At 39.6% G+C, this 25,809-nt stretch carries 17 protein-coding genes and 3 rRNA genes; 6 read left to right on the top strand and 14 right to left on the bottom strand.

The features are described 5' to 3' along the window. Nucleotides 1-2 precede the first annotated feature (2 nt). From H8S40_RS00630 to dctP, 3 genes are read right to left on the bottom strand one after another with little or no spacing between them, the layout of a single operon-like run. Nucleotides 3-1,307, bottom strand: a complete 1,305-nt coding sequence (locus tag H8S40_RS00630) for a TRAP transporter large permease (RefSeq protein ID WP_022074708.1) — start codon at nt 1,305-1,307, stop codon at nt 3-5. Next, on the bottom strand, nt 1,308-1,784 hold the full coding sequence (locus tag H8S40_RS00625; RefSeq protein WP_117992038.1) for a TRAP transporter small permease: 477 nt from the start codon (nt 1,782-1,784) through the stop codon (nt 1,308-1,310). An 11-nt stretch (nt 1,785-1,795) separates the two neighbouring features. After that, entirely contained in the window at nt 1,796-2,818 is a 1,023-nt protein-coding gene (gene dctP, locus H8S40_RS00620) for a TRAP transporter substrate-binding protein DctP (protein ID WP_186864307.1), read from the bottom strand. A 316-nt stretch (nt 2,819-3,134) separates the two neighbouring features. Here dctP and H8S40_RS00615 point away from each other — a divergent pair, with 316 nt between their 5' ends. Then, the gene (locus tag H8S40_RS00615) at nt 3,135-4,022 is read left to right on the top strand and encodes an AraC family transcriptional regulator (protein WP_117992036.1); all 888 of its coding nucleotides are present in this window, start codon (nt 3,135-3,137) and stop codon (nt 4,020-4,022) included. 30 nt (nt 4,023-4,052) lie between these two features. Here H8S40_RS00615 and H8S40_RS00610 read toward each other — a convergent pair whose 3' ends face one another. Continuing rightward, nucleotides 4,053-4,865, bottom strand: coding sequence for a sugar phosphate isomerase/epimerase family protein (locus H8S40_RS00610; protein WP_186864306.1), 813 nt, complete (start codon nt 4,863-4,865; stop codon nt 4,053-4,055). A gap of 226 nt (nt 4,866-5,091) precedes the next feature. Between H8S40_RS00610 and H8S40_RS00605 the strand changes: the two genes are divergently transcribed. Beyond that, the gene (locus H8S40_RS00605; protein ID WP_117992034.1) at nt 5,092-5,730 is read left to right on the top strand and encodes a bifunctional 4-hydroxy-2-oxoglutarate aldolase/2-dehydro-3-deoxy-phosphogluconate aldolase; all 639 of its coding nucleotides are present in this window, start codon (nt 5,092-5,094) and stop codon (nt 5,728-5,730) included. Between the two features lie 41 nt (nt 5,731-5,771). Beyond that, nucleotides 5,772-6,794 (top strand): sugar kinase, encoded by a 1,023-nt coding sequence (locus H8S40_RS00600; protein WP_121056730.1) that lies wholly within the window; start codon nt 5,772-5,774, stop codon nt 6,792-6,794. A gap of 276 nt (nt 6,795-7,070) precedes the next feature. On the opposite strand, the gene mgtE is transcribed toward H8S40_RS00600, so the two are convergent. The 7 genes from mgtE to H8S40_RS00565 all read right to left on the bottom strand — a co-directional run bounded on the left by mgtE (nt 7,071) and on the right by H8S40_RS00565 (nt 16,941). Continuing rightward, entirely contained in the window at nt 7,071-8,465 is a 1,395-nt protein-coding gene (gene mgtE / locus H8S40_RS00595) for a magnesium transporter (protein WP_186864305.1), read from the bottom strand. 486 nt (nt 8,466-8,951) lie between these two features. Beyond that, nucleotides 8,952-11,843, bottom strand: a 23S ribosomal RNA gene (locus H8S40_RS00590). Between the two features lie 276 nt (nt 11,844-12,119). After that, nucleotides 12,120-12,237, bottom strand: a 5S ribosomal RNA gene (gene rrf / locus H8S40_RS00585). Between the two features lie 73 nt (nt 12,238-12,310). After that, nucleotides 12,311-13,843, bottom strand: a 16S ribosomal RNA gene (locus H8S40_RS00580). The 16S, 23S and 5S rRNA genes sit together here, the layout of an rRNA operon. 726 nt (nt 13,844-14,569) lie before the next feature. Further along, a complete protein-coding gene (locus H8S40_RS00575; protein ID WP_117991430.1) occupies nt 14,570-15,478 on the bottom strand; it encodes an NYN domain-containing protein in 909 nt (302 codons plus the stop codon). Then, nucleotides 15,454-16,023 carry a phosphodiesterase gene (gene yfcE / locus H8S40_RS00570; protein ID WP_117991427.1) on the bottom strand — a complete coding sequence of 190 codons (570 nt, stop codon included), beginning with the start codon at nt 16,021-16,023 and terminating at the stop codon, nt 15,454-15,456. The genes H8S40_RS00575 and yfcE overlap by 25 nt, the downstream gene beginning before the upstream one ends. 57 nt (nt 16,024-16,080) lie before the next feature. Then, nucleotides 16,081-16,941: a zinc-ribbon domain-containing protein gene (locus tag H8S40_RS00565; RefSeq protein WP_186864304.1), complete on the bottom strand. Its 861-nt coding sequence runs from the start codon at nt 16,939-16,941 to the stop codon at nt 16,081-16,083. Nucleotides 16,942-17,222: 281 nt separating this feature from the next. Here H8S40_RS00565 and H8S40_RS00560 point away from each other — a divergent pair, with 281 nt between their 5' ends. The 3 genes from H8S40_RS00560 to H8S40_RS00550 are packed head-to-tail and all read left to right on the top strand — an operon-like array spanning nt 17,223 to nt 19,868. Then, the gene (locus tag H8S40_RS00560) at nt 17,223-17,771 is read left to right on the top strand and encodes a helix-turn-helix domain-containing protein (protein WP_186864303.1); all 549 of its coding nucleotides are present in this window, start codon (nt 17,223-17,225) and stop codon (nt 17,769-17,771) included. 5 nt (nt 17,772-17,776) lie between these two features. Beyond that, nucleotides 17,777-18,592: a HipA domain-containing protein gene (locus tag H8S40_RS00555; protein WP_186864302.1), complete on the top strand. Its 816-nt coding sequence runs from the start codon at nt 17,777-17,779 to the stop codon at nt 18,590-18,592. Between the two features lie 40 nt (nt 18,593-18,632). Then, nucleotides 18,633-19,868, top strand: a complete 1,236-nt coding sequence (locus H8S40_RS00550; RefSeq protein WP_186864301.1) for a Wadjet anti-phage system protein JetD domain-containing protein — start codon at nt 18,633-18,635, stop codon at nt 19,866-19,868. A 234-nt stretch (nt 19,869-20,102) separates the two neighbouring features. Here the strand turns inward: H8S40_RS00550 and H8S40_RS00545 are convergent, their stop codons facing one another. From H8S40_RS00545 to H8S40_RS00535, 3 genes are read right to left on the bottom strand one after another with little or no spacing between them, the layout of a single operon-like run. Continuing rightward, nucleotides 20,103-23,480 (bottom strand): ATP-binding protein, encoded by a 3,378-nt coding sequence (locus tag H8S40_RS00545; RefSeq protein WP_186864300.1) that lies wholly within the window; start codon nt 23,478-23,480, stop codon nt 20,103-20,105. After that, the gene (locus H8S40_RS00540) at nt 23,458-24,129 is read right to left on the bottom strand and encodes a DUF4194 domain-containing protein (protein ID WP_118724125.1); all 672 of its coding nucleotides are present in this window, start codon (nt 24,127-24,129) and stop codon (nt 23,458-23,460) included. Before H8S40_RS00540 ends, H8S40_RS00545 begins: the two co-directional genes overlap by 23 nt. Before the next feature lie 12 nt (nt 24,130-24,141). Continuing rightward, complete coding sequence (locus H8S40_RS00535; RefSeq protein ID WP_186864299.1) at nt 24,142-25,548, bottom strand: Wadjet anti-phage system protein JetA family protein; 1,407 nt, start codon at nt 25,546-25,548, stop codon at nt 24,142-24,144. Nucleotides 25,549-25,809: the final 261 nt, after the last annotated feature.

The raw sequence follows: 25,809 nt of genomic DNA, 5'->3' as shown, positions 1-25,809 counted from the left end.
TTTTACATGAGTCCCAGAACTGTTGGCAGCCATGTGCTGATTGCCGGTACAAATGTAACGAATAATAATGCTACTACAATTGCACCAAAGAATGGGATCAATTTTCCGATAACATCTTCTACTTTTAATTTTGCCACACTACATCCAACGAACAATACGCTTCCAACAGGAGGTGTGATTGTACCGATTGAAAGGTTCATTACCATCATTACACCAAACTGGATCGGATCCATACCGATTGCTGTGATAACCGGAAGGAAAATTGGTGTGAAGATCAAAAGTGCAGGTGCCATATCCATGAATGTTCCTACGATCAAGAGAATTACATTGATCATAAGAAGAATCACAATCTTGTTATCTGAAACTCCAAGCATCAGGTTACTGATTGCCTGTGGAAGTCCTGTAAAGGACAGTACAAATGACAATACAGAAGACGCACCGATGATTAACATAACGATCGTTGTTGTCACTGCCGCATTTACCAGAATGTCTTTAATCTCTGATAATTTAATGCTCTTATAAACAAATACTGATAAAATAAATGCATAAATTACAGCTACTCCTGAAGCCTCTGTTGGTGTAAAGTATCCTGATAAAATACCTCCGATAATAATTACGATCAACAATAAACTTGGGATAGAATCTAAAATTGTTTTGCCGACAACAGCTGCTGTCATTTTTTCTCTCTTAACTACATAACCATGTTTTTTACCATAAATGAATGCTACGATCATGCAAAGGAATGCCCATAATAATCCTGGAATCCATCCTGCCATAAATAATGTAGCTACTGCTGCTCCACCACTTGCTGCTGAATATACGATAAATGCATTTGTTGGAGGAATCAACTGTCCAACAGGTGCTGTTGCAATGTTACATGCTGCTGAGAATTTTTCATCATAACCTTCTTCTTTTTCAAGAGGTCCCATAACTCCACCTACTGCTGTTGCAGCAGCGATACCTGATCCTGACAGAGAACCAAACATTGCATTTGCAGCAACATTTGTCAGAGCCAGTGAACCCGGAACTCTTCCAAGAATCAACATTGCTAAATTAATCAAACGTTTCGCAATACCACCACTACTCATCAACTGACCTGCAAGGATAAAAAACGGTACTGCAAGTAATGTAAAACTATCAATTCCACTTACCAGCTTCTGTGCGGAAATAAACATTCCAAACTGTGGATTTAGGAACATAACAATAGTAACAAGTGCTGCTGAAATAATACTGAACGATACTGGAACGCTCATTGCCAACAGGAAAAAGAATACGATAACCAGTACGATTGCTGCTTCTATCTGCATTTATTTCTCCTCCTTTGTCTCTTTTAACTCTTTCACAAAACGGATCAGACGCTCTCCGGAATAAATGATCATCAATACTCCGCAGATTGGTGCTCCGACATAATAAAACTGCATTGGAATTCCCATAGCCGGTGACAACTGTCCGACTGCATTTATTGTTACCATGATTCCACCTGCGATTAACACGAATGCGCTGAGGAAGAGAACCAGAATCTCAATAAAAATCTTATTTCTTAAACTTCCTTTTTTTGTAAATGTAGTTGTAATAAATCCGATTGAAATGTGCTGTTCTTTTCCGTATGCGTATGGAACTCCCAGCATTGTCAGCCAGATTAGTGCGTATCTCAAAAGTTCTTCTGTCCATGAACTTGCATTATTTAAAACAAATCTTGTAAAAATCTGCCAGAAACATCCGACAACCATTACTACAACAAGGAATGCCAGAATGTATTCCAAAACTTTATTTAATTTCTTCATTGTTCATCCCCCTATTCTGCGTAACTCTGAATGTCATCATAAAGTGCCTGGTAATCCTTGCCTTTTCCACAGAACTCCTCGTGGATTGGCTGTACTGCTTCAATGAAAGCACTCTTGTCAATGTCTCGATAAACATGAACACCATGTTCTTCTGCTTCTTTCATAGCCTCATCCATCATTCCATTGTACAGCTTCTTAAAGTTTTCATTTGTCTTCTCAAGACACTCAATCAGATAATCCTGCTGCTCTTTTGTCAGGCTATTCCATTTCTTTGTACTGATAATGTAAATATCCGGTGAATACTGATGCTCTGTATATGTATAAGATGAAACCAAATCTTCATGTGCATCTACTGTCAATGCCAGCTCTGTATTCTCAGCTCCGTCTACAATTCCCTGCTGAAGTGCTGTATATGTTTCACTTCCTGCCATCGGCACCGGAGAACCACCCATTGCCTGAATCATTTCCATAGATGTTGAACTTGGCATAGAACGAATCTTTTTACCTTTTAACACAGATGGGTTATCACAAACCGCATCCTCTTTCAAATAAAAGTTTCTTGCACCGTTTGCATAGTATCCAATTGCAATGTAGCCCTGATCTTCTGTTGACATGAATAAGTCTTTTACTGCCTGACTTTTTTCCATTGCTGTGTAGTAATGATCCTGATCCACAAACAAATATGGTACTGCAAAAATAGAATAACGATCTTCAAACTGTCCCAATGTATTTGAACTTACTTTCGCCATATCCAGGATTCCTGCCTGAACCATCTCAATTTCTTCTTTTTCAGATCCAAGAACACCACTTGCGTAAATATTTACATCCAGATTCATAGAATCATCTTCTGCTACAAACTCAGAAAACTTTGCAATAGAATCTGCAATTTCTGAACCTGCTGCCTGGTTATGAGCCAGTCTGATTTCAACCTTATCTGTGCTGTTAGCACTTACAACCGACACAAATGTTGCTGCAACTATACACAATCCGACTGCGGATACTGCGATCCCAATCTTTTTCTTTATGCTTCCCATGTTACTCTCCTTTTCTCTAAAGCCTTCCTAACTTTGCCCTCATTCTTTTTAACCGGTCATAAGAATGAATGGTTTTTTTATCTTGTGCACGTTTTCATGGCTTGCATTTTAGCACATACATAGGTGCATTTTTACTCAAATATTGCTGTTATATCCATTTTTTCAATTTATATTGCACTCATTTTTGTCTAGAATTTATCATTCTTTTGTTGTAAGATGATTCTAGACAGAATTTTTTATCACTGTTTATATACAGCATATTAACAATTTTGAAACTATTATAGACTCTTTTTCTTTAGAAAGCAGGTACATTTTTTTGGAAAAGCTAACATCTTATTGTTCAATTGATGGAATTTCTCTTGAGCACATGGTTCGATATGGGAAATTTGATATGAGGGTAAAACATTTTCACGATGAATATGAAATCTTTTACATTTTAGAAGGCGAACGACTTTTTTTCTTTAATAACCGAAGCTTCGCTGCCAAAAAAGGAGATTTAATCTTGGTCGACAGTAATCTGATTCATATGACCAAGTCCTTTTCCAACGATACTTCCGGTCATAATCGAATTATTTTATATGTGACAAGTGAAAAAATGCAGGAGATTGATAATACTTATCCATCCCTGCAGCTGGTGAAATTTTTTCATAAACATACCGGAGTCTTCCATCTGACTCCGGCACAACAAGATAATTTTATGAAGTTGTATTACTATTTTAAACAGGAATGTGCAAAGCGCCAACACGCATACAAACATGCCGTAGAACTTGCAGTCATCAACTACTTACTTTCCCTTACCCGTGACTTGGGAAATAGCCATGGTGAAGAGCCGCAGGTTCCAACTGATGGAAAATACAAACATGTTTATGAAATTGCCGATTATCTTTCTCAGAATTGTGAACAGCAATTGTCATTGGAAGAAATTGCTCAGCGGTTCTATTTGAGTAAATATTATGTCTGCCGATTATTTAAAGAAGTCACTGGCTATTCTATCAATGAATATATAAATATTCATCGTGTTCAGAAAGCCCAGTGGTATCTTACAGAGACCGACTTAAGCATCTCTGAAATTGCCGGCCGGATAGGTTTTGGAAGTATGACACATTTTGAAAAAATATTTAAAACCTATACAACTATGACTCCTTTAAAATATCGTAAATCCGGTCATATTTTTGCACCTTCCGAATTACCGATAAATCCGTAAACGGATACTTTATACCCTAAACAACTCTGTTTATAGATTTTTAAGGTATTCGATATCTTTTTTATCTGTCTGTGGATTCATCTCTTCTCTTAACAGATACATATCTGGTCTGTTCTTATGCAGCCATTCGGATATTGCCTGATACTGGATCACACCTTCTCCAAGAAGTGTCGGGCAATACTGTCCGTTTTCATCTAATTTGAAATCTTTAATGTGCATTGCTTCAATATATTTTCCAGCCTCATTAAGCCATTCACTCCAATATGCATACTGATTTGTAGTATCTGGAAATTCCAGCAAATTAGATGCATCGAAAATCATTCGCAAATGTTTTTCATCCTGAATCTGATTCATTACATCTAAAATTGCCTCCAGATTTTCAAGTGGATGCCAGTACACCGGCTCTATTGCAGCTTTTACATCTAATCTTGCAGCTTCATCCACAATTCTTTTTACACTATCCATCATATACGGATACCATATTTTTTTCTCTTCTTTACTCAGATGTGGATATGCTGTCTCTGTTCCTACAACTGTTGCTCCAAGCTCCTTGTTGTATGCCAGGCACTTTTTAAATGTCTCTACTGCCTTTTCTCTGACCATATCGTCTGGATTTCCCAAATCCATATAACATCCAAACACCGGTATCTCAATCTCATGCTTTTCAAACTCTGTACGTATTTTATCAAGATGTGCCACTGTAATATCGTCATAGCTGTCAATTTCTGCAAATGCTTTTGGTAATGCCAACTGTGCACAGTTATATCCTCGTTCATGTAATGTCTGTGCGAGTTCTTCAATTTTCATTTTTCCATAATCATGGGCTCTTACTCCGATTTTCATTGTCTCTTCTCCTCGTTAATAGTTAGTCTTTCCAATGTAATCGTATTTTACCACCTCTCTTCTTCTGGCTTCTTGTTCTTTCTTATAGAAAATCTTGAATATTTTGACCTTATCATGCAATATTATGAACATTTCTTCAAATCATATTGTTTTTTTTAATTGAAATCAGTAAGATGAACTCAGAATAAGAAAATCAGAATAAATGATTTTGGAGGATTTTAAGAATATGAATGATATTTTAAATCAGCTTGAAAAATGTATGATCGTACCTGTCGTTGTTTTAGAAAATGCTAAAGATGCAAAGCCTCTGGGCGAAGCCCTTTGTAACGGTGGTCTTCCATGTGCTGAAGTAACTTTCCGTACAGAAGCAGCAGAAGAATCTATTCGCATTATGAGCGAAAGCTTTCCTGAAATGCTTGTCGGAGCGGGAACAGTTCTCACTACAGAGCAGGTAGACCGAGCTGTTAATGCAGGAGCAAAGTTTATTGTAAGTCCTGGATTTGATGAAGAAATCGTAGATTACTGCCTGGAAAAAGGAATCACAGTTCTTCCTGGATGTGCTACTCCATCTGAAGTTGCCAAAGCTGTAAAACGCGGGCTTGAAGTTGTGAAATTTTTCCCTGCAGAACAGGCCGGCGGACTTCCAATGATCAAAGCTATGGCTGCACCTTACACTATGGTTAAATTTATGCCAACCGGCGGTATTAATCCGGAAAATGTAAAAGACTATCTTGCATTTAATAAAATTTTTGCATGTGGTGGAAGCTGGATGGTAAAAAATACATTGGTAGAAAATCAAGAATTTGATAAGATCTGCGAGCTTTCTAAAGAAGCAGTCACAATTGCAAAATCTATCCGCGGATAAGTTATAACACACAGGTAATTATTTTAAGAGAGGTTAACACAATGTCTAAAAAATATGATTTGCTCACACTTGGAGAACTTCTTCTTCGTCTTTCTCCACAGGCAAACGAAAGAATGTCAAGAACAAAGATTTTTGAACAAAATATTGGTGGTGCAGAATTTAATGTTGCTGCCGGAGCTGCACAGCTTGGACTGAAAACAGGTTTGGTAGGAAAAATTCCAGCTCATGCAATCGGTCAGCTTGCAAGAAATGAAGTGCATTTTCAAAATGTATCTGATGAATATTTGTCTCATGATAACAGTGCTGATGCCCGTCTCGGTGTATATTATTACGAAACTGGTGCCGCACCTCGTAAACCAGGGATTGTCTATGATCGAAAACATAGTTCGATGACAAGCCTCTCAATTGATGATTTTCCGGAGGAAATGTACTCATCTACCCGTTGTTTCCATACTTGTGGAATCACACTTGCTTTAAATGAACAAGTACGCAAAGCTGCTATTGAAATGATGAAGCGTTTCAAAAAAGCCGGTGCTTTAATTTCATTTGATGTAAACTTTCGTGGAAATCTTTGGAGCGGTGCCAAAGCCAAGGCTTGTATAGAAGAAATTCTTCCTATCGTAGACATTTTCTTCTGCTCTGACAGTACTGCACGCCTGACTTTCTTAAAAGAAGGCACTCCTGAAGAGGTTATGAAAAGTTTCGCCGATGAATATCCGATTTCCGTTGTCGCAGCCACACAACGAATCGTTCACAGTCCAAAAAGACATTCCTTTGGCTCTGTTATTTATGATGCAAAAAAACAGACTTTTGTTAAGGAAGAAATGTACAAAGACATCGAAGTGGTCGACCGTATCGGAAGCGGAGACGCTTATATTTCCGGTGCTCTTTACGGATTGCTTACTTCTGAAAATGATACGCGAAAAGCTTTGCAATATGGTAACGCTGTCAGTGCTTTAAAAAATACTGTTCCGGGAGACCTTCCCTCTATGACACTTTGCGAAGTAGAAGAAATGATTAAAACTCATCAAGAAGGTGACAATGGACTGGAAATGAAACGATAATATCCTATCCCTTTCAAATACACTCTTTTCATATCATATTACTAAAAAAGTAAGCAGTGGAAATTTTTTAAATTCGACTGCTTACTTTTTTCAAGAATGCCTCTGCATTCTTGCTGCGAGATGCGCGTCATGCAATGCATGACATACTTCTTCTGCGCATCTCTGCAATCCTGCCGGAGGCTATATCAGATGGGGGATTGACTCCCACCACTGATACTGATTTGTTACTCGCCACCTACAGAGGTGGGAGTCATCTCACATCTGATATATTATCTACTATACTATATGCATAATCTCTATTAATAAAATCCATGCAAGACCATAATAAGTAACTACTGCCACTAAATCATTTACTGTAGTAATAAGCGGACCTGATGCAACTGCCGGGTCAATCTTAATTTTGTTAAAAAACAATGGTATTAATGTTCCAACTAAGCTTGATATTATCATTGCTAAAAACAGCGATGCTCCTACACAGCCGGATATTAAAAATGCATGTCCCAATGAATATCCTTTAAATAAGTATATATACACCCCTAGAAATACAAGTGCAAGCATTCCCAATAACAATCCACTACTAAATCCTACTTTTGCTTCTTTAAATGTCAAATGCAGTTTATCTTTCGCGCTTAAATTTTCATCCATAAGCACACGGATTGTAACAGCAAGTGACTGTGTACCGACATTTCCAGCCATATCAAGAACTAATGACTGAAAACATATAACGATTGGTAATATTGCTACAACATCTTCAAATACACCCACCACAGAAGATACAAGCATTCCGAGGAAAAGTAATATAATAAGCCACGGTAAACGCTTTTTCATACTGTCTTTTGTACTTTCCTGAAGATCTTCCTCTGCTGACAATCCGGCTAATTTTGCATAATCTTCACCCAATTCATCATCAACTGCCTCGATAACGTCTTGAGCTGTCAAAATACCGATTATCTTGTTTTCACTATTAAGCACAGGAAGTGAATCCTCAGCATAATCTTTTATCTTTTCAATACTTTCAGAAATTTTTTCGTGGTCACGAAGATAAGGATAAGAATAACTTATCAGCGACTCCAATGCCATTCCTGCTCGTGCGATAATCAAATCTTTAAGATCAATCGCTCCACAAAAACGATCCTCTTCATCGACTACATATATCGTTGCAATATTATCATTCTCTCCTGCCTGCTGTATGAGTTCATGCATTGCCTGACGTATTGTAAGATTATCTTTGATACATATAAAATTAGTTGTAATCAGACTACCTATTTCATCATCATCATAAGAATTGATCAATCTAATATCTGCCTGTACATCCTCATCAAGTATTGATCTCAATTTAACCTTTACGTTTTCATCAATATCTTCCAGAAGATCTACCGCATCGTCGGCATCCATTTCATTAATAATCTCTGCCAGCTTGTAGATTCCTAATTCTTTAATATAATCATCGGGATCTTCAACATATGAAATAATCTCCGACATCCATTCAGAACCAAGTATATTGTAAAGATGAAGTCTTTCTGACTTATTAAGCAACTCTAAACTCTGTGCAATGTCATTGTCATGATAATCATTAAGTTTTTCTTTTATCTCTTCATTCGATAATCCTGACCTGATAATATCGACAATTTCTTCTACATATATCGGTTCTTTTAATACTTCTTTTTTCACCTTAAGCCTCCTTCTCCCCAAAAAAGGGCATAAAAAATCCACCGCTAAATGCAATACAACGCTTCGGTTGTGACACTCTAGTAACGATGGAAAAGGCTTAGATTATAATTATTATAATTGGCGCACCTATAGACACTTGAAAGATATTCCAAGTGTTCTTCCATCGTTAGATGTACTTCGACTTCGACTATCACAACTGTCCATATAATTCGCCTCCTTCTTATTCCTTATTTTATAGTTCATCTATTTATAACATAATGCAAGAATTTTGTAAACGCAATTCAAGTAAAAAAATGTTAAAGAAAAGTATTCTGGTTACTGTTCACAGTACCTGTGACCAGTAACGCATTCTGTACAAACATAATTAATATTAAAACGCGCTTAAGAAATCTTCTCAAGCGCGTCTCTCATTCCATATCCGTATATCATGTACCTTCAAAACTGCATACAAAGTTTTTTTCATCCATCTTGTTCCTATCACCTGTTCTGGTTATGCCCTCGACCTATTAGTAACAGTCAGCTCCATGTGTTACCACACTTCCACCTCTGCCCTATCTACCTCGTCGTCTTCAAGGGGTCTTACTAACTTGACGTTATGGGATATCTTATCTTGAGGGGGGCTTCACGCTTAGATGCCTTCAGCGTTTATCCCTTCCCGGCTTGGCTACCCTGCCATGCATCTGGCGATGCAACAGGTACACCAGCGGCCAGTCCATCCCGGTCCTCTCGTACTAAGGACAGCTCCTCTCAAATATCCTACGCCCACGCCGGATAGGGACCGAACTGTCTCACGACGTTCTGAACCCAGCTCGCGTACCGCTTTAATGGGCGAACAGCCCAACCCTTGGGACCTACTTCAGCCCCAGGATGCGATGAGCCGACATCGAGGTGCCAAACCACTCCGTCGATGTGAACTCTTGGGAGTGATAAGCCTGTTATCCCCAGGGTAGCTTTTATCCGTTGAGCGATGGCAATCCCACTTTATACCACCGGATCACTAAGTCCTACTTTCGTACCTGCTCCACCCGTCGGTGTCGCAGTCAAGCTCCCTTCTGCCTTTGCACTCTTCGAATGGTTTCCAACCATTCTGAGGGAACCTTTGAGCGCCTCCGATACCCTTTCGGAGGCGACCGCCCCAGTCAAACTCCCCACCTGACATTGTCCCCCAGCCGGATCACGGCTGCTGGTTAGAAACCCAATACTGCAAGGGTGGTATCCCAACATCGACTCCACGGCAACTGGCGTTACCGTCTCCTAGTCTCCCACCTATCCTGTACATGCAATATCGAATCCCAGTATCAAGCTGGAGTAAAGCTCCATGGGGTCTTTCCGTCCTGGCGCAGGTAACCAGCATCTTCACTGGTATTTCAATTTCACCGGGTGCATTGTTGAGACAGTGCCCAAATCATTACGCCTTTCGTGCGGGTCGGAACTTACCCGACAAGGAATTTCGCTACCTTAGGACCGTTATAGTTACGGCCGCCGTTTACTGGGGCTTAAGTTCAAAGCTTCGCTTGCGCTAACCTCTCCCCTTAACCTTCCAGCACCGGGCAGGCGTCAGCCCATATACCTCACCTTTCGGTTTTGCATAGACCTGTGTTTTTGCTAAACAGTTGCTTGGGCCAATTCTCTGCGGCCATTCGCATGGCACTCCTTCTCCCGAAGTTACGGAGTCATTTTGCCGAGTTCCTTAACAATGCTTCTCCCGTCGGCCTTAGGATTCTCTCCTCATCCACCTGTGTCGGTTTACGGTACGGGTATGATATAAACAATAGCGGCTTTTCTTGGCAGTTAGCTCACGCTCTTCCCTACTCTTTTTCGGTCCGCATCACGTCTTCCCGTTGCCTGCCGGATTTTCCTGACAGACCGGTACCTCGCTTGCGCCGGGCTTTCCGTTCCCGGCTCGCGCTCTCTCCCTGCGTCCCCACAGTTCTGTTATATCATAGTACAGGAATTTCAACCTGTTATCCATCGACTACGTCTTTCGACCTCGCCTTAGGCCCCGACTTACCCAGCGCAGATCAGCTTTACGCTGGAAACCTTAGATATTCGGCCGGAAGGATTCTCACCTTCCTCTCGCTACTCATTCCGGCATTCTCTCTTCTTAAAAATCCACTGCTCCTTTCGGTACAGCTTCGTCTCTTTAAGAATGCTCCTCTACCAATTAACATTCGTTAATTCCTAAGCTTCGGTAGTGTGTTTCAGCCCCGGACATTTTCGGCGCAGGACCTCTCGACTAGTGAGCTATTACGCACTCTTTTAATGGATGGCTGCTTCTGAGCCAACATCCTAGTTGTCTTCGAAATCCCACATCCTTTTCCACTTAACACACATTTTGGGACCTTAGCTGTAGGTCTGGGCTCTTTCCCTTTTGACTACCCAACTTATCTCGTGCAGTCTGACTCCCATACATCATCTACGCGGCATTCGGAGTTTGATATCTCTTAGTAAGCTTTGACGCCCCCTTAAGAATTCAGTGCTCTACCTCCGCAAGACTCGTATGAGGCTAGCCCTAAAGCTATTTCGAGGAGAACCAGCTATCTCCGGGTTCGATTGGAATTTCTCCCCTATCCACACCTCATCCCCACCCTTTTCAACGGATGTGGGTTCGGTCCTCCATTGCCTTTTACGGCAACTTCAACCTGGACATGGATAGATCACCCGGTTTCGGGTCTACTCTGACTGACTTCACGCCCTATTCAGACTTGGTTTCCCTTCGGCTCCACACCTTCAGTGCTTAACCTCGCCAGCCAGCGTAACTCGCCGGACCGTTCTACAAAAAGTACGCGGTTCATCATATAAAGATGTTCCACAGCTTGTAAACATATGGTTTCAGGTTCTCTTTCACTCCCCTCCCGGGGTCCTTTTCACCTTTCCTTCACAGTACTATGCGCTATCGGTCACTAAGAAGTATTTAGCCTTACGGGGTGGTCCCCGCTCATTCCCACAAGGTTTCTCGTGTCTCGTGGTACTCTGGATACCGCCATGTCAACTCGTCTTTCGCTTACGGGGCTTTCACCCTCTCTGGCTGGCTTTCCCAAAACCATTCTGCTAGACTTATTGAATCAATTCTGCGGTCCGAACCCCGGAGTGCACGCACTCCGGTTTGGGCTCTTCCGCTTTCGCTCGCCGCTACTCACAGAATCACATGTTGTTTTCTCTTCCTCCGGCTACTTAGATGTTTCAGTTCACCGGGTTCCCTTCCTAACGTTATGGATTGGCGTTAGGATACTTGAGGTTTGCTCAAGTAGGTTTCCCCATTCAGAAATCTCCGGATCAATGGATATTTGCTCCTCCCCGAAGCTTTTCGCAGCTTATCACGTCTTTCATCGGCTCTTAGTGCCAAGGCATCCACCATACGCTCTTATCAGCATAACCAACAGACAAGAAACACGGGTTGGTTTCTCATCGACACATACTAGCGTGTATGCGTTGGTAATAGGTCAATTTCTTTTCAGTCTGTTTTCTTCAGACTTTAGTTAATGTTTGTTAACATTACCTCGGATGTCTTGATTAGATATTTTTTAATCTTATCATCTATATTTCTTTGTATGCAATTTTCAAGGTACAATTCTGACTGATGTTTATCAGTCATCAGAAACAAAAATCATTTTTTATCTCTGATCACTGGTAAATCCAGTTTTCTTTTTTTAGATTTGGCGGCCACCTTCTCTCCCACACCGTCTCCAGTGCAGTACCATCGGCCGTTTAGGTCTTAACCATCGTGTTCGGGATGGGAACGGGTGTTACCCCTAAACGCATCGCCACCAAAAGGCTTCATTATCAAGTTGTTTCTTGATAACTAAACAATAGACAGCAGTTCTCTTTACTTCATTCTTCCTTAGAAAGGAGGTGATCCAGCCGCACCTTCCGATACGGCTACCTTGTTACGACTTCACCCCAGTTATCGGTCCCACCTTCGGCAGCTCCCTCCTTACGGTTGGGTCACTGACTTCGGGCGTTACTGACTCCCATGGTGTGACGGGCGGTGTGTACAAGACCCGGGAACGTATTCACCGCGACATTCTGATTCGCGATTACTAGCGATTCCAGCTTCATGTAGTCGAGTTGCAGACTACAATCCGAACTGAGACGTTATTTTTGGGATTTGCTTACCCTCGCGAGTTTGCCTCCCTTTGTTTACGCCATTGTAGCACGTGTGTAGCCCTGCTCATAAGGGGCATGATGATTTGACGTCATCCCCACCTTCCTCCAGGTTATCCCTGGCAGTCTCTCCAGAGTGCCCGGCCAAACCGCTGGCTACTGAAGATAGGGGTTGCGCTCGTTGCGGGACTTAACCCAACATCTCACGACACGAGCTGACGACAACCATGCACCACCTGTCTCCGGTGTTCCGAAGAAAAGCTCCCATTACGGAGCGGTCACCGGGATGTCAAGAGCAGGTAAGGTTCTTCGCGTTGCTTCGAATTAAACCACATGCTCCACCGCTTGTGCGGGTCCCCGTCAATTCCTTTGAGTTTCATTCTTGCGAACGTACTCCCCAGGTGGACTACTTATTGCGTTTGCTGCGGCACCGAATGGCTTTGCCACCCGACACCTAGTAGTCATCGTTTACGGCGTGGACTACCAGGGTATCTAATCCTGTTTGCTCCCCACGCTTTCGAGCCTCAACGTCAGTCATCGTCCAGTAAGCCGCCTTCGCCACTGGTGTTCCTCCTAATATCTACGCATTTCACCGCTACACTAGGAATTCCGCTTACCTCTCCGACACTCTAGAAAAACAGTTTCCAATGCAGTCCCGGGGTTGAGCCCCGGGTTTTCACATCAGACTTGCCTCTCCGTCTACGCTCCCTTTACACCCAGTAAATCCGGATAACGCTTGCCCCCTACGTATTACCGCGGCTGCTGGCACGTAGTTAGCCGGGGCTTCTTAGTCAGGTACCGTCATTTTCTTCCCTGCTGATAGAAGTTTACATACCGAAATACTTCTTCCTTCACGCGGCGTCGCTGCATCAGGGTTTCCCCCATTGTGCAATATTCCCCACTGCTGCCTCCCGTAGGAGTTTGGGCCGTGTCTCAGTCCCAATGTGGCCGGTCGCCCTCTCAGGCCGGCTACTGATCGTTGCCTTGGTAGGCCGTTACCCCACCAACTAGCTAATCAGACGCGGGTCCATCTCATACCACCGGAGTTTTTACCCCTGCACCATGCGGTGCTGTGGTCTTATGCGGTATTAGCAGTCATTTCTAACTGTTATCCCCCTGTATGAGGCAGGTTACCCACGCGTTACTCACCCGTCCGCCGCTCAGTCACAATACTCGTCATTCCGAAGAAATCCAAGTAAAGTGCTTCGCTCGACTTGCATGTGTTAAGCACGCCGCCAGCGTTCATCCTGAGCCAGGATCAAACTCTCGTTAAAAGTGTTTGTTCTAGTCAAGATTAACTCTAGCTAATCTATCCTTTTACTGTTGTTTTGGTTTGTTATAAACCGTTCTTAAAAAATTTTCTCTTAAAGAAATTTTCAAGGATCTGTTGTCTATTGTTTAGTTATCAATGTTCTTTGTTTTGTTGTCGTCTCAAGCGACAGCTTTAATAGATTATCACATCTTTTGTCGTTTGTCAACAACTTTTTTATTTTTTCTGTTTCGCTTTTGTAATTTTATCAATCACTTTCAAGCGACAGCTTGTTTACTTTATCACATCCGACAACCTTTTGTCAAGAACTTTTTTCAAGTTTTTTCTTTGCATTTTTCATCTTACACTTTCCATATCCCGCCAGGGCTGTCCAGTGTTTTCTATTTTGCATCGGTTGTCTTAGCGACGAAGACTATCTTATCATCTCGTTTTTAAATTGTCAACGTTTTTCTTGTTTTTTATTTATTTCGCACAATTCAGACAATTCTACTGTTATTTTCTTTCTGTATATATAATAATTTTATACGTTCTTTCTATAAGTAGTTACTATTGAAATTTGCTTTTCACATTTCCTTTAGATACTTTCCATAATTTATTAAAAAGTTTATCACAAAATCATCACATTTTTCTTCTATAGTTATATACATCAAAAGCAAATAACCTTTTGATATATATTTTCTTTTTCATAAACTTTTTCCTTTTTGGCTGGACTCGCAATCCAGCCTATTTTTTATTTCTTATAAACAGCCCAGTATCTCTCGTCCTCTTCTTCAACCTCTACATTATGAAGACTCTGTACATATTGCTTAAACTGAGAGTAGCCATAATCACGAACCTTAAAATCTTTGAATTTATTATGGATTCTATTACCTAGCGTTCCTAACAGAATCCCTTGTGCACCGGAATCTTTTATTTGCTGTACAATAAATTCCTCCAACATTTCCTTCTTACTCTTATCTTCATATAACATAACGGTAACCTGCGTACCATCCTGTTTTAATTTCAGCTTCGGAAATGTCTCTAAAAATTTAGACAACAAACTGTACCCATAGCGTCTTACATCAAAGTCAGGATACAATTTTACAAGACGGCTTCCCACTTCACCTAGTCCGGTCTCTTTATCATTATTTTGATTTTCTGTAATAATCTTAATAACCGACTCTTCAATCTGTCCTTTTGTCACTTCATTTTTCTTGCCATCTTTGATATCATCCAATAGCAGCTCTAATTCTGTAAAAATGTCGCAAGCCTTACGAAATGGTGTCGGTGTTTTGCTTTCTCCCATTCCTATTACAGTTCTTCCACTTTCACGCAATCTACTCGCTAATTTGGTAAAATCACTGTCGCTTGACACAAGACAAAATCCTTCCAGATCATTTGTATACAGCATATCCATTGCATCTATGATCATGGCTGAATCTGTAGCATTCTTTCCATATGTATAACTGAACTGCTGAATTGGCGTAATACTATTTTGAAGCAAGACTTCTTTCCAGCTCGCACTCTGCGATTTTGTCCAGTCTCCGTAAATACGCTTATATGTCACATTTCCATATTTCGACAGTTCATCTAATATCGGTTTAATATATTTTGCAGAAACATTTTCCGCGTCAATTAACAATGCGTATCTTTCTTCCATGTATGGTATACCTTTCCTTCCATATTTTTCCATTCAAATACGCCATTTTCTACAATCATATAACTGTGCTGCGATTTTTCTTTTGGTATAGAAACCGAGCCTGGATTCATATATGTGCATTTTGCTCCGCTTTCAGTTGTAAACCTTTTACAGGCAGGAATATGAGTGTGTCCATTCAACAAAATGTCTCCATCTTTTAACATTGGCGGATTCTGTGGATTGTACACATGCCCATGTGTCGCAAAAATAGTCTGTCCGTCCAAATCTAAGAAACAATAATCTGCCAATATCGGAAAATCCAACACCATCTGATCTACTTCTGTATCACAATTCCCACGTACACATAACAAATTTTCTTTCAATGGGTTTAGCATAGAGATGACCTTTTTCGGGGCATACTCTGCCGGCAAATCATTTCTCGGACCATGATATAAAATATCTCCTAAAATCAACATCCGATCTGCTGCTTCTCGTTTCCAGGCTTCCATTAATTCTCTACAATATAATGCTGATCCATGTATGTCTGATGCAATTATTAATTTCATAATAAATCTCTCCCTTACTATAATTAGTTACAAGTCATATAATACTGTGACCTGCAACTACAATTTCACTCCACACTTTGGACAAAAATTCTGTCCGTATTCGATTGGGTTGCCACATTCATGGCAAGTTCTTTGAAGCTCAGTTTCTTCATTCTGCTCATTTTGAGAATCATCTGTCACGTTTGCTTGTTCTGCTTCGTCTGTCTGGTCAGGTTGTGACTTTTGTACTTCTTGTTCTTCCACGACTTCTACTGCCTTGTCTTCTGTAGCCACGTCTTTTCCTGTTTCAGTTTCCTCTTCCAAAATAGCTTCTTTCGCCTCTACCTCCGCAACAACTTCCTTCTCAACATTTTCAAACTCTTTTTCTTCTTCCTGTCGCTCTAATTCTGCTTTTTCCTTATGCTCTGCCACTTTCGTTTTCACAAAATCCTTCAAACTTTTCTTCTCCGGAATTCTTCCTCCGCAATTTGCACAGAAAACATCTCCGTCTGCAATCACTGCACCACATCCGGGACATATTTTTGCTGAAAATGGTGCTGTTTCTTTTATTTGTATCTCTGGAGTTGTAATTATTCTTGCCCCGCAATGATTACAGTATTTTGAATGCATCGGCACTTCCTGACTGCAATTCGGACAATAAGCAACCCCTTTCACCAGCCTTTTTTGGCTCTGGTACTGAATCACCATCATCTTATTATTCCAGATTGCATCACACCAGATTTTCATCTGCCCATCTGCATCCTTGCCATACATCTGATAATAATATTCCCCAATCTGGCGAAATAAATCATCCTGTTTTCGTTCTTCTTCCCGTATCACATGGGATAATCTTGCAGATTTATAGCTTCCTTTTGTCTGTCGCACAATCCAGCGCCCGAATCTTGTAAGCATATTACCTAAACTATCGTAAACAGCCATCATCAGCCCTTCTTTCTCTTTTGCAGATTTTCGATTATCGGGTACAATATATTGTAAGCGACAACCAATTTACGCTTGTTCCCTTATTATAACATGCTCTTGTAAAAAATGCAGTATAAAGGATATTTCCTTTATACTCTTCTGACAGCTTCACCAAAACCATCAATTTGATTGTTTTTAGCTCAAATAAACCATTAAAATAATGGTTTTTATTTACAAATACAAATTTATATGATTTAATAAACAAAAAGTGGATATTCCTAAAAACAGAAGGTGAATCTATGAAAGAAAAATTATTTATAATCCCCGAATATACAACCGCAACGGAAATCAAACAAATTCGTAAGGAACTACATTTGACACAGAAGGAGTTTGCAGAATTTATCAATTGTTCAAAGCCAACTGTAGAGCGCTGGGAGCGAAGTAAGGAAGCTATTCACGGACCAATTGTTCCATTTCTTAAAATGCTACAAAGATATCCTGAATATGAACAGGAAGTCCGAGTTCCCGAAAAAATATGGCCGCTCAGACTTTGGTATATGTATAGTTCGAATGTATGTACTTTAATTGATGTGAATGAACAGGAACAAAAAGTAAAAATAAAAAATTATACTGATAAGATTATGTTCCGTGCCTTCGGTGTTGTAGAAACTCCAAATTATAATCAATATCAAGAATTTCTGGAATCAAGATGCTTCCCCAAAAGCAGAGATAAGATGAAGTTGATACTCAAAGATTTAGGATTGCCATTTTACGATCCGATTATGATTATAGAAAAAACCGAAGGTAGAATGGCGGAAGATGATTTTTGGATTCGTATAGAGAGGTAGCTGGAATGATAGAATTATTTGAGCAGAATATCCGTACAAATGATCGTCAGTCATCGAAAGGAAACCAACTAAAATGGGAGAATAAAGGAATATGGTACAAAGCTGATTACACAGGATATGAAGGCTTAGCTGAATACATGATATCGCATCTTCTGAAAAAATCAACATTGACCGAAAATGAATTTGTATGTTATGACCTTGAAAAAATAAAATACGGTTCTGTAATTTATAATGGGGTAAAAAGTAAAAATTTCCTGAATGAAGACTGGCAGATTATCACCTTGGAACGGCTATTCAAAAATTTTTTTGGAGAAAGCCTATATAAAACCTTGTATAGAATACCAGAATATAAGGAGCGCTTGCATTTCTTAGTACAACAGGTGGAACGCATAACTGGCCTTCAGAATTTTGGTATTTATATGAATAAACTTCTGACAATTGACGCATTTTTCCTAAACGAAGACCGGCACACGCATAATATAGCGGTTCTGATGAATGGGAACGGAGATTATATGTACTGTCCAATTTTTGATAATGGAGCGGGGCTTCTGTCAGATACAACAATGGATTATCCTCTGTCTGGAGATACTTACTCACTAATTGATAATGTTCAACCCAAAACAATATGCAGTGAATTTGACGAACAATTGGATATTTCCAAATCCTTATATAACATGAATCTAAAGTTTCACTTTACTAAAAAAGATGTAAACGAATTACTCGTAAATGCAGGAGCATATCCAGAAGAGATACGCAACCGGGTGGAGACCGTTATATTTGCACAGATGCGAAAATATACTTATTTGTTTTCGCCGATATAGGAATTATAATAGACTAAAATATTTGATCAAGAGGAAAACGATGTACATTCTAAATAAAATCATAGAAAAATGCGAATACCACAGTGCTAAAGATTGGAAACCGGGTGAAACAGGCAATCGGACAATTACAATTCAGCAGAAGGATTATACCAAATGTGGTAAAACAGAATTAATAAATGAAGTTCGCGATTTAGAAAATCAAAAATTAATTCAAGTAAAATGGATCCTTCGTTATAGTGATATAGAAAAAATTCAATATTCGTTAGAACAACTTCCCCAACTTTATCAATTAGCAGAACAAGAAGCTCAAAAGAATGGAGATACATTTGTTCCGAAATATCGTTTGGTACAACAATATCAGAATAAAATTGAAGCAGAACAAAAACAAGGCTGGCAGAATGTATGGATTCGAAGCTACTATGATTCATTGTTGCAAAAATTACACAACATTGGTGATGGAAAGATTCCAAAAGAATTAGAAAAATTCGAACTTTATCGGGATTGTCTGCGAGGAATCAATGCACTTACCGAAGCGATATTCAAACGTGTTTTTAGCAAGCGATATCTTGGAAACACAAAGAAATTTGAAAAAGAAGTACAAGCGCATATTATTACAATTGCTAAAAATTATTGCAATGATGTAACGGAAGATATGGATGATACATCTGTGTTGGAACAGCTCCTGATTAAAGAATACGGACAGGAAATGGCGCTGAAGGGTCCCTTGAAACTACTGATTCAAGAACCGAATGGAACTGAACAAGAAATTGATACATCAAATTTCAAATATGGATTCGTATTGAATACACAAACATTACAACATATGACTATTAAGAATGAAGTTGTACCATTTCAACGTATTGTCTCTATCGAAAATAAGGCAAATTTTGAAGCAATGACTTATTCTGATGACACCTTGTATGTATATAGCCATGGTTACTATGGTCCGTATGAGCGGTCTTTTTTACAAAAACTTGCGGAAATTCTGGATGCGAATCAACAGATGGAATATTTTCACTCCGGAGATTTGGATTATGGTGGAGTCAAAATTTTTGAATATATTCAGAATCGGATCTTTCCTAAATTACAGCCATTGTATATGGATGTAGAGATATATGAAAAATATAAAGACTTTGCAGAGCCATTAGAACCACAGACACTAGTGAAATTAGAAAAGACTAAAATACCGATTTTACAAGATTTGATAGACAAACTGATACAAGAAGAAAAGGGACTGGAACAGGAAATTTTGTTATCGTTTATAGGACATCTGTAAACAGTAACAACTCTCGGCTCCATCTTTTGTATAATTAGAGAACCAGAGAAATGTGCCTGCACACTTCCTGGTTCTCTTAAAATATCATTATATTCAAGAATGCCTCTGCATTCTTCTGCGCATCTCTGCAATCCTGCCGGAGGCTATATCAGATGGGGGATTGACTCCCACCACTGATACTGATTTGTTACTCGCCACCTACAGAGGTGGGAGTCATCTCACATCTGATATATCTTACGCCTCTTCCGTCAACTGTCCAAACTCCGTCTTCTCAAACTCCTGAATGGAAATATGTTTCTTATTCGGATTGGCATACACAAATGTCTTGTCCACATTTTCCAGATAATTCTGAATCTTATCGTTTGTTGCACTGATAATTGCCTGAAATCCAAGTCCTCGGATTAACGAAATACAACTTGCCACTTTTTCCGCATCCATTTTGGAAAATGCCTCATCCAACACGACAAGACGCAATGTTGGATTACGACGCAATTTAGGCGACAGATTCACTCGATACACCTGCGCAAAACTTGCCAAAAGTGCCACATACAACGGATTCTGTCCTTCTCCTCCGGAATTTTTCTTAATCATCTTACTAAGCCCGATCTTCATATCTTTTTCACCATGAACAATCTGCTGCATATCGAAAGAAAGATACGTTCTGTAATCCGCATATTTTTCCATATTCTTTCTCGCTTCATCCTGCTCTTCTTTCGTTGCATTCTCCGGTGGTATAAAGATATGGATCAACTCATTCATCATTTCCCCATATTCTTCTTCATGTTCCATCGTAAACATGTTCATCTGATTGTCCATTGAACCGCTTAACTGATGCGGGTCAATCTGGAGAGCATCATCCATGAACATCTTATAGTATTTGCCATCCGCACCTTTGTTTTTTGTGATTACAAACTGGTATTTATCCTTACCAAAGTCCAGACGGCTGATGATACGATTGAGCTCATCTCTTCGCTGATAAGCCTCTCGGATAGCACTTCGGATTTTGAAAATAAAATCGTCCTTGAAATGTTCTACCGCTGATTTTGCCTGCTCCTGTGCAGATGCCCGGTATCGTTCCAAATCCTCACAAGTAAGACTATCCAACAGTTTATCGTACATCTTATTATCCTTCACACTGGTTGAGAATGAGCGATTTGGATATTGCTGGTTATACACACTTCGAACATCAACCAGCTTCTGATAAAAACGATCCATCTGATCTTTCAGCGGGTTTTGTTCCATCTGTTTTTGTCGTTTCATATAATCATAATTAAGCGATTTTGTTTTCTCAAGATATTGTTGAAATTGACTTTCCAGCATCTGTGTTCGTTCTTCTGAACGCCGTTTGTTCTCTTCTGTCAATATCTTTTCTCGTTCCAGCTGTTCAGTTTCTGTTGTAATAATCATATTGTTAAACTTTTCTATATCCTGCTCATTCTGCCAGATTGCTTTTTTTACCGAATCTATAGACTCCTTTTTTTCTTCCTGTCGGCGCATAATATCTAACTTCTGTTTCTCCAACATATCTACAGACTCTTCGCGCAGCTTTTTCATCTGTTCAATGACATGCGCTTTTCGTTTCTCTTTTTCTGAAATCTGACCTGCTTCATTCTGCCACTGCATATAATCCGCTGTAGGCTGCAACAACATTTCAAATTCTAAAATGCGCTTGATTTCTTCCAGCATCTCTTGTAACGGAAAGCGTTCGTTCTGCAGTTCATCCCTTTTTCCTTCCAGCTGCTGAATACGTTTACGCATACTTGTCTCACCGATATAAGCTCGTCTTGTATAGTTATCCGGATTGATATGTTGCATACGGAAGCCTTTATAAAGCACACAATCCGATGTAATACCGATTTTACATTCTCGCAATTCTTCAATCGATTCACATTTCTTAACATTTCCCAACACAAATCGGATATAAGCCTGCACATAACTTTCTTTTGCCTGCACTTCCTCCGCCAAAGCTCCTTTTTGCACTGTAAATTCTTCTTCATTGACACGCTCTGTGTCCAACACTGCTGCTCTAAAGAATTTTCTCTTATCCATCTCTCGATAAATTTCCATCGCATCTTTTGCATACTTCGGTTCTACAATCAATAAAAGCTTATTATTTCCAAGATATCCTTCCACCGCATTGTGCCAACGCTCATCCTTCACATCCAGAAGGTCTGCAAGAATCTGTACATTTACCAGTTTTCCAACACGTTCATGCAGACGATTACGCAATTCAAAACGTGCTTCTTCCAGCTCGCGTGGATATGCTTTCTTACCCTGCTTTAATTCTTTTAATTCTTCTTTTATCTCTTTTTCTTCTTTTTTAATACGATTTAATGTTGTCACCGTATCAGTACGCTCTGTTTCCAGACTATCCCGGATTTCCAAAAGGCTTTTTTGCAGACGTTCCAGTTCCCCCTCTGTAATTGTTCCTTTTTCAAACTTCTCAATGTCCCATATTGTCTGATTTGGAGTAACTTCTTTATCTTTCCACAAATTCAATTTCTTAGACAACTTTTGTATTCTTGCCTTGCTGTTTTCCAGCCGTTCCAACACTTCATTTAAATTACCGAGCTCCATCTGCAACGAATCATATCCGCTTTTTGCAATATGATACAGAATATCCTCGTAATCCTTTTGAAGTTCTCTCAGCTCTTTATTCAATTTTTCCTGTTGTGTCTGTTGCTGTTTGATTCCCTCTGTCCGGTCTATAATCCGTTCCCGCAACTCTTGACTTTTCCGTTGCAGCTGTAGCAATTCCAAACGTTCAACCTGATAATCACAACTCTCGGCCGCCTGCTGTTTTTCTTCATAAGACTGATACGCTTCCCGAATGTCCGTCAGATAACGGATTTCTTTCATTGTCTCCGCAATCTTACTTTGCATACGTCCATATTGCATAACGCTTTCCTGAAGATCTTCAATGTGAATATCCTGCTCCATACAAATGTATTCTTTCACAAAATCTTCTAATTTGATATTCATTTTAAATGGAATCGCGCGTTTAAACAATCGCGGGAATTTTTCAATATCCAACCCGCCAAGATATACATCATACAACTGTCGGCGGAATCGTTCATTACTTGACCCGCAATAATACTGCTCTTTTGTAAATGTTCTGCTCAAATATTCTTTCATCTCTACCGTTGTAAGACACCGTTTTTCCGCACGATATTGGTTTTCCAAAAGTCCGCCTGTATGCCAGAAGAACTGACGGCTAATCTCATTTGTTGCTGTCTCTACGTCAAATACAACGCCGACACATTGTTTGTCTTTTGTATCTGTACGCTCAAATTCCAAAACTATTGTACTGGAAAAATTTTTATTTCTCAAATACTGCGATTCATTATTCTCACTGATATTGACCATTCCACGAAGATATTCGATGAGTGAGCGGTCAGAATCATCTGCCGCTGCTTTATTGAAAAATCGACGACCATCCGTATCTGCATAAAGCACTATCTGCATCGCATCCAACACTGTTGATTTTCCACTTCCGGAATGTCCTGTAAAAAAATTGATTCCCTCACTAAGTGTCAATATCTTTCTATCTATATAATGCCAGTTATTCAGGCATATTTTTGAAAGAGCCTCAAATGGCTGTTGTTTCTCCACGATGTTCCTCCTCACTCTCTACCTCTTTATGAAAAACGCTTTGCTGGGATTTCAGTTCTTTTGCTTCCTCAAATGTTGTCAGCAGTTCGCGGATATCATCCCCTAGCAATACCGCATGAATGCTTGGATAAATTACCACCCTGGTAGCTTCGTTTAATTCTTCCAATGAATCCAACGGTTCAACAATCTGATATTTTTTCAGCATTGCTATTGTACGTTTCATCTCCGTCGGAGATGGCAGTCCTTTCAAAACCCGGAACTCTCCTGCTTTTCCATTAATTGCCCCAAGTGTCGTAACAATATGGCTGCTTGATGAAACCGTTGCCATTTGCTCATCATAGATTAATTTCAATAATAATAAATAAATTGTTGCCAGCTTCGGTAATTTCTCTCCCCACAGCGTTTCGCCTTGTATATAAATAATTCCCATGTGCACATTTTCACATAACTGAATTCCTGATATCGCAAAGTATGCTTTTAGAAATTCGAAATGTCGCGTACATACGCGATAATCTTTTTCATACTGCAGTCGGCCTGCCCGGCGGTCAAATTTTTGTTCTAATATAAATGTCTGACGAAAAAGCGTCTGGATTATTTCGGTAATCGCTTCCTGCTCTTCCTGCAGCAATTGTTCGTAGTATTCTATCATTTGTTTTTCCTCTTATATTCCTCTTCGCACAAATTTTAAAGCCGGATACTTATAACATCCATTTTCAATCTGTGGCGTATCCTCTTCAAGCACAATATATTTGCTGTTTCTTCTTGTGCTATAGTCATATGCCAATATCAGTTTCTCGAAGGACTCTTCATCTGCTATTTTCAATTTCTCTACATCCATAACATCATCCTTCATATGTTCCTCAATAAAAGCTTCGATTTCCTGCTTGCTGTATCTTTGCAAAATTCTGTTCAGTTTCAATACATCTTCTCTGTTCAAGTCCTCTATCGTCTCATCCTCTGCCATCTGACTAATGAAATCTTCCCTTGGCTTTCTCCGTTTATACAAAGATTTCTCCGACAACATTTCCAATAGAGACATATTCATCCGCTCCCCGGTAAGCTGCAGCATTTCCTCATAAGAATAACCATTTCCACGATTTTCCACCTGTGTATTCTGTTCTTCTGTCACAGCTGCCGACATCCGATTAAGCAATTGAACAACCAAACCTTTCGTATCTGTTTCTCCACTGAGCAGATAATTCAATCTTGTAACCGTCGCTCTTACATATTTGGTATGTTCCTTATCCATGTTTGAAATCCGATGTTCAATATCATCAAATCCTCTCTCAATCATATCCAACAAGTCTACCACGTCATCCTTCGTATCCCCCATTGCCTTAGAACGCTCTCTGACCAGCCCTATCCACTCTTCATTTTCTCTCATGTCACGCAGACATTTCTTAATATCCGTCTTGTAAATATAAAAGTTATCAGATGTCTTCAATATATGATATTTTTTACGCACGATTTCTTCTACATAACCTTCCAAATGTTCTTTTAACAGATCATGGTAAGATTGCTGATCCAATAATCGTCCAAAAAATTTATCCATATTATGAAGCATATCCTGCAGTGCTTTATTCAATCTTCTTGTATTAACCAATGCAGTCCGCAGCATACTTAAGTTTACTCTGGAATCATTTTTAAAAGAAAATAGTGTCGCATATACATTCTGAATATAAATCTCAGTCTCTTCCATATCTTCTGAGCCCAAACGTTCAAATGCATCAATAAAAATCGCCGCATAATCCGGAATTACAATATTGGTTGCAAGCGTATTATAGTCTTCTAGTTTTTTTAGCCATCCTGTCCGAAGCAGCCATTTCAATGTTCTGCTCGCCGGTGTCTCCAATAAATCGAACTCTGTTTCATCCTCTTCCTGTTTTAACTGAAAATGTTTCTTTATATACATATCACTTAACACTTGAATACAAACTTCCCGTGTTAAGAAATAATTACTGTATTGATATTCTTCATTGATATTCAATAACGCCTCCATATAAGCCTCCCGGTTAACCGACCGGAACAGCCCCCAGAATTTATCTGGAATTTCAAAACGTAACTGCATAGAATCTCCTTATCTGTTCGTGCTTATCTGGATGATTGTCCAAAGAATCTTATATACTCTATATTTCTTCTATTTTCTCTCAATCATCACTTTGCCCTTTATTATAACACGAGAGCTTACAAAAATGCAGTATAAAGCAGACGGCAGATTTTCTACACAGATTTTTTTCATCTTTCCATTTTATAAAAATTTCATGATTTCCTTAGTTTTTTCAGACTTTTTCGCTTGAATTCCTTAACATTTCGTACTACACTATCTTTT

Origin of the sequence: Ruminococcus hominis, from assembly GCF_014287355.1 — a bacterium.
In the GTDB taxonomy this organism is placed as follows: domain Bacteria; phylum Bacillota; class Clostridia; order Lachnospirales; family Lachnospiraceae; genus Schaedlerella; species Schaedlerella hominis.
The sequence above is the reverse complement of the archived record's forward strand: the minus strand, read 5'-3'. Positions and strand labels throughout refer to the sequence as shown.

Bases quoted from the DNA above. Each gene is read 5' to 3' on its own strand.
- H8S40_RS00630 (WP_022074708.1), bottom strand. From the start codon at position 1,307: ATGCAGATAGAAGCAGCAATCGTACTGGTTATCGTATTCTTTTTCCTG.
- H8S40_RS00625 (WP_117992038.1), bottom strand. From the start codon at position 1,784: ATGAAGAAATTAAATAAAGTTTTGGAATACATTCTGGCATTCCTTGTT.
- dctP (WP_186864307.1), bottom strand. From the start codon at position 2,818: ATGGGAAGCATAAAGAAAAAGATTGGGATCGCAGTATCCGCAGTCGGA.
- H8S40_RS00610 (WP_186864306.1), bottom strand. From the start codon at position 4,865: ATGAAAATCGGAGTAAGAGCCCATGATTATGGAAAAATGAAAATTGAA.
- H8S40_RS00605 (WP_117992034.1), top strand. From the start codon at position 5,092: ATGAATGATATTTTAAATCAGCTTGAAAAATGTATGATCGTACCTGTC.
- H8S40_RS00600 (WP_121056730.1), top strand. From the start codon at position 5,772: ATGTCTAAAAAATATGATTTGCTCACACTTGGAGAACTTCTTCTTCGT.
- H8S40_RS00575 (WP_117991430.1), bottom strand. From the start codon at position 15,478: ATGGAAGAAAGATACGCATTGTTAATTGACGCGGAAAATGTTTCTGCA.
- yfcE (WP_117991427.1), bottom strand. From the start codon at position 16,023: ATGAAATTAATAATTGCATCAGACATACATGGATCAGCATTATATTGT.
- H8S40_RS00565 (WP_186864304.1), bottom strand. From the start codon at position 16,941: ATGGCTGTTTACGATAGTTTAGGTAATATGCTTACAAGATTCGGGCGC.
- H8S40_RS00560 (WP_186864303.1), top strand. From the start codon at position 17,223: ATGAAAGAAAAATTATTTATAATCCCCGAATATACAACCGCAACGGAA.
- H8S40_RS00555 (WP_186864302.1), top strand. From the start codon at position 17,777: ATGATAGAATTATTTGAGCAGAATATCCGTACAAATGATCGTCAGTCA.
- H8S40_RS00550 (WP_186864301.1), top strand. From the start codon at position 18,633: ATGTACATTCTAAATAAAATCATAGAAAAATGCGAATACCACAGTGCT.
- H8S40_RS00540 (WP_118724125.1), bottom strand. From the start codon at position 24,129: ATGATAGAATACTACGAACAATTGCTGCAGGAAGAGCAGGAAGCGATT.
- H8S40_RS00535 (WP_186864299.1), bottom strand. From the start codon at position 25,548: ATGCAGTTACGTTTTGAAATTCCAGATAAATTCTGGGGGCTGTTCCGG.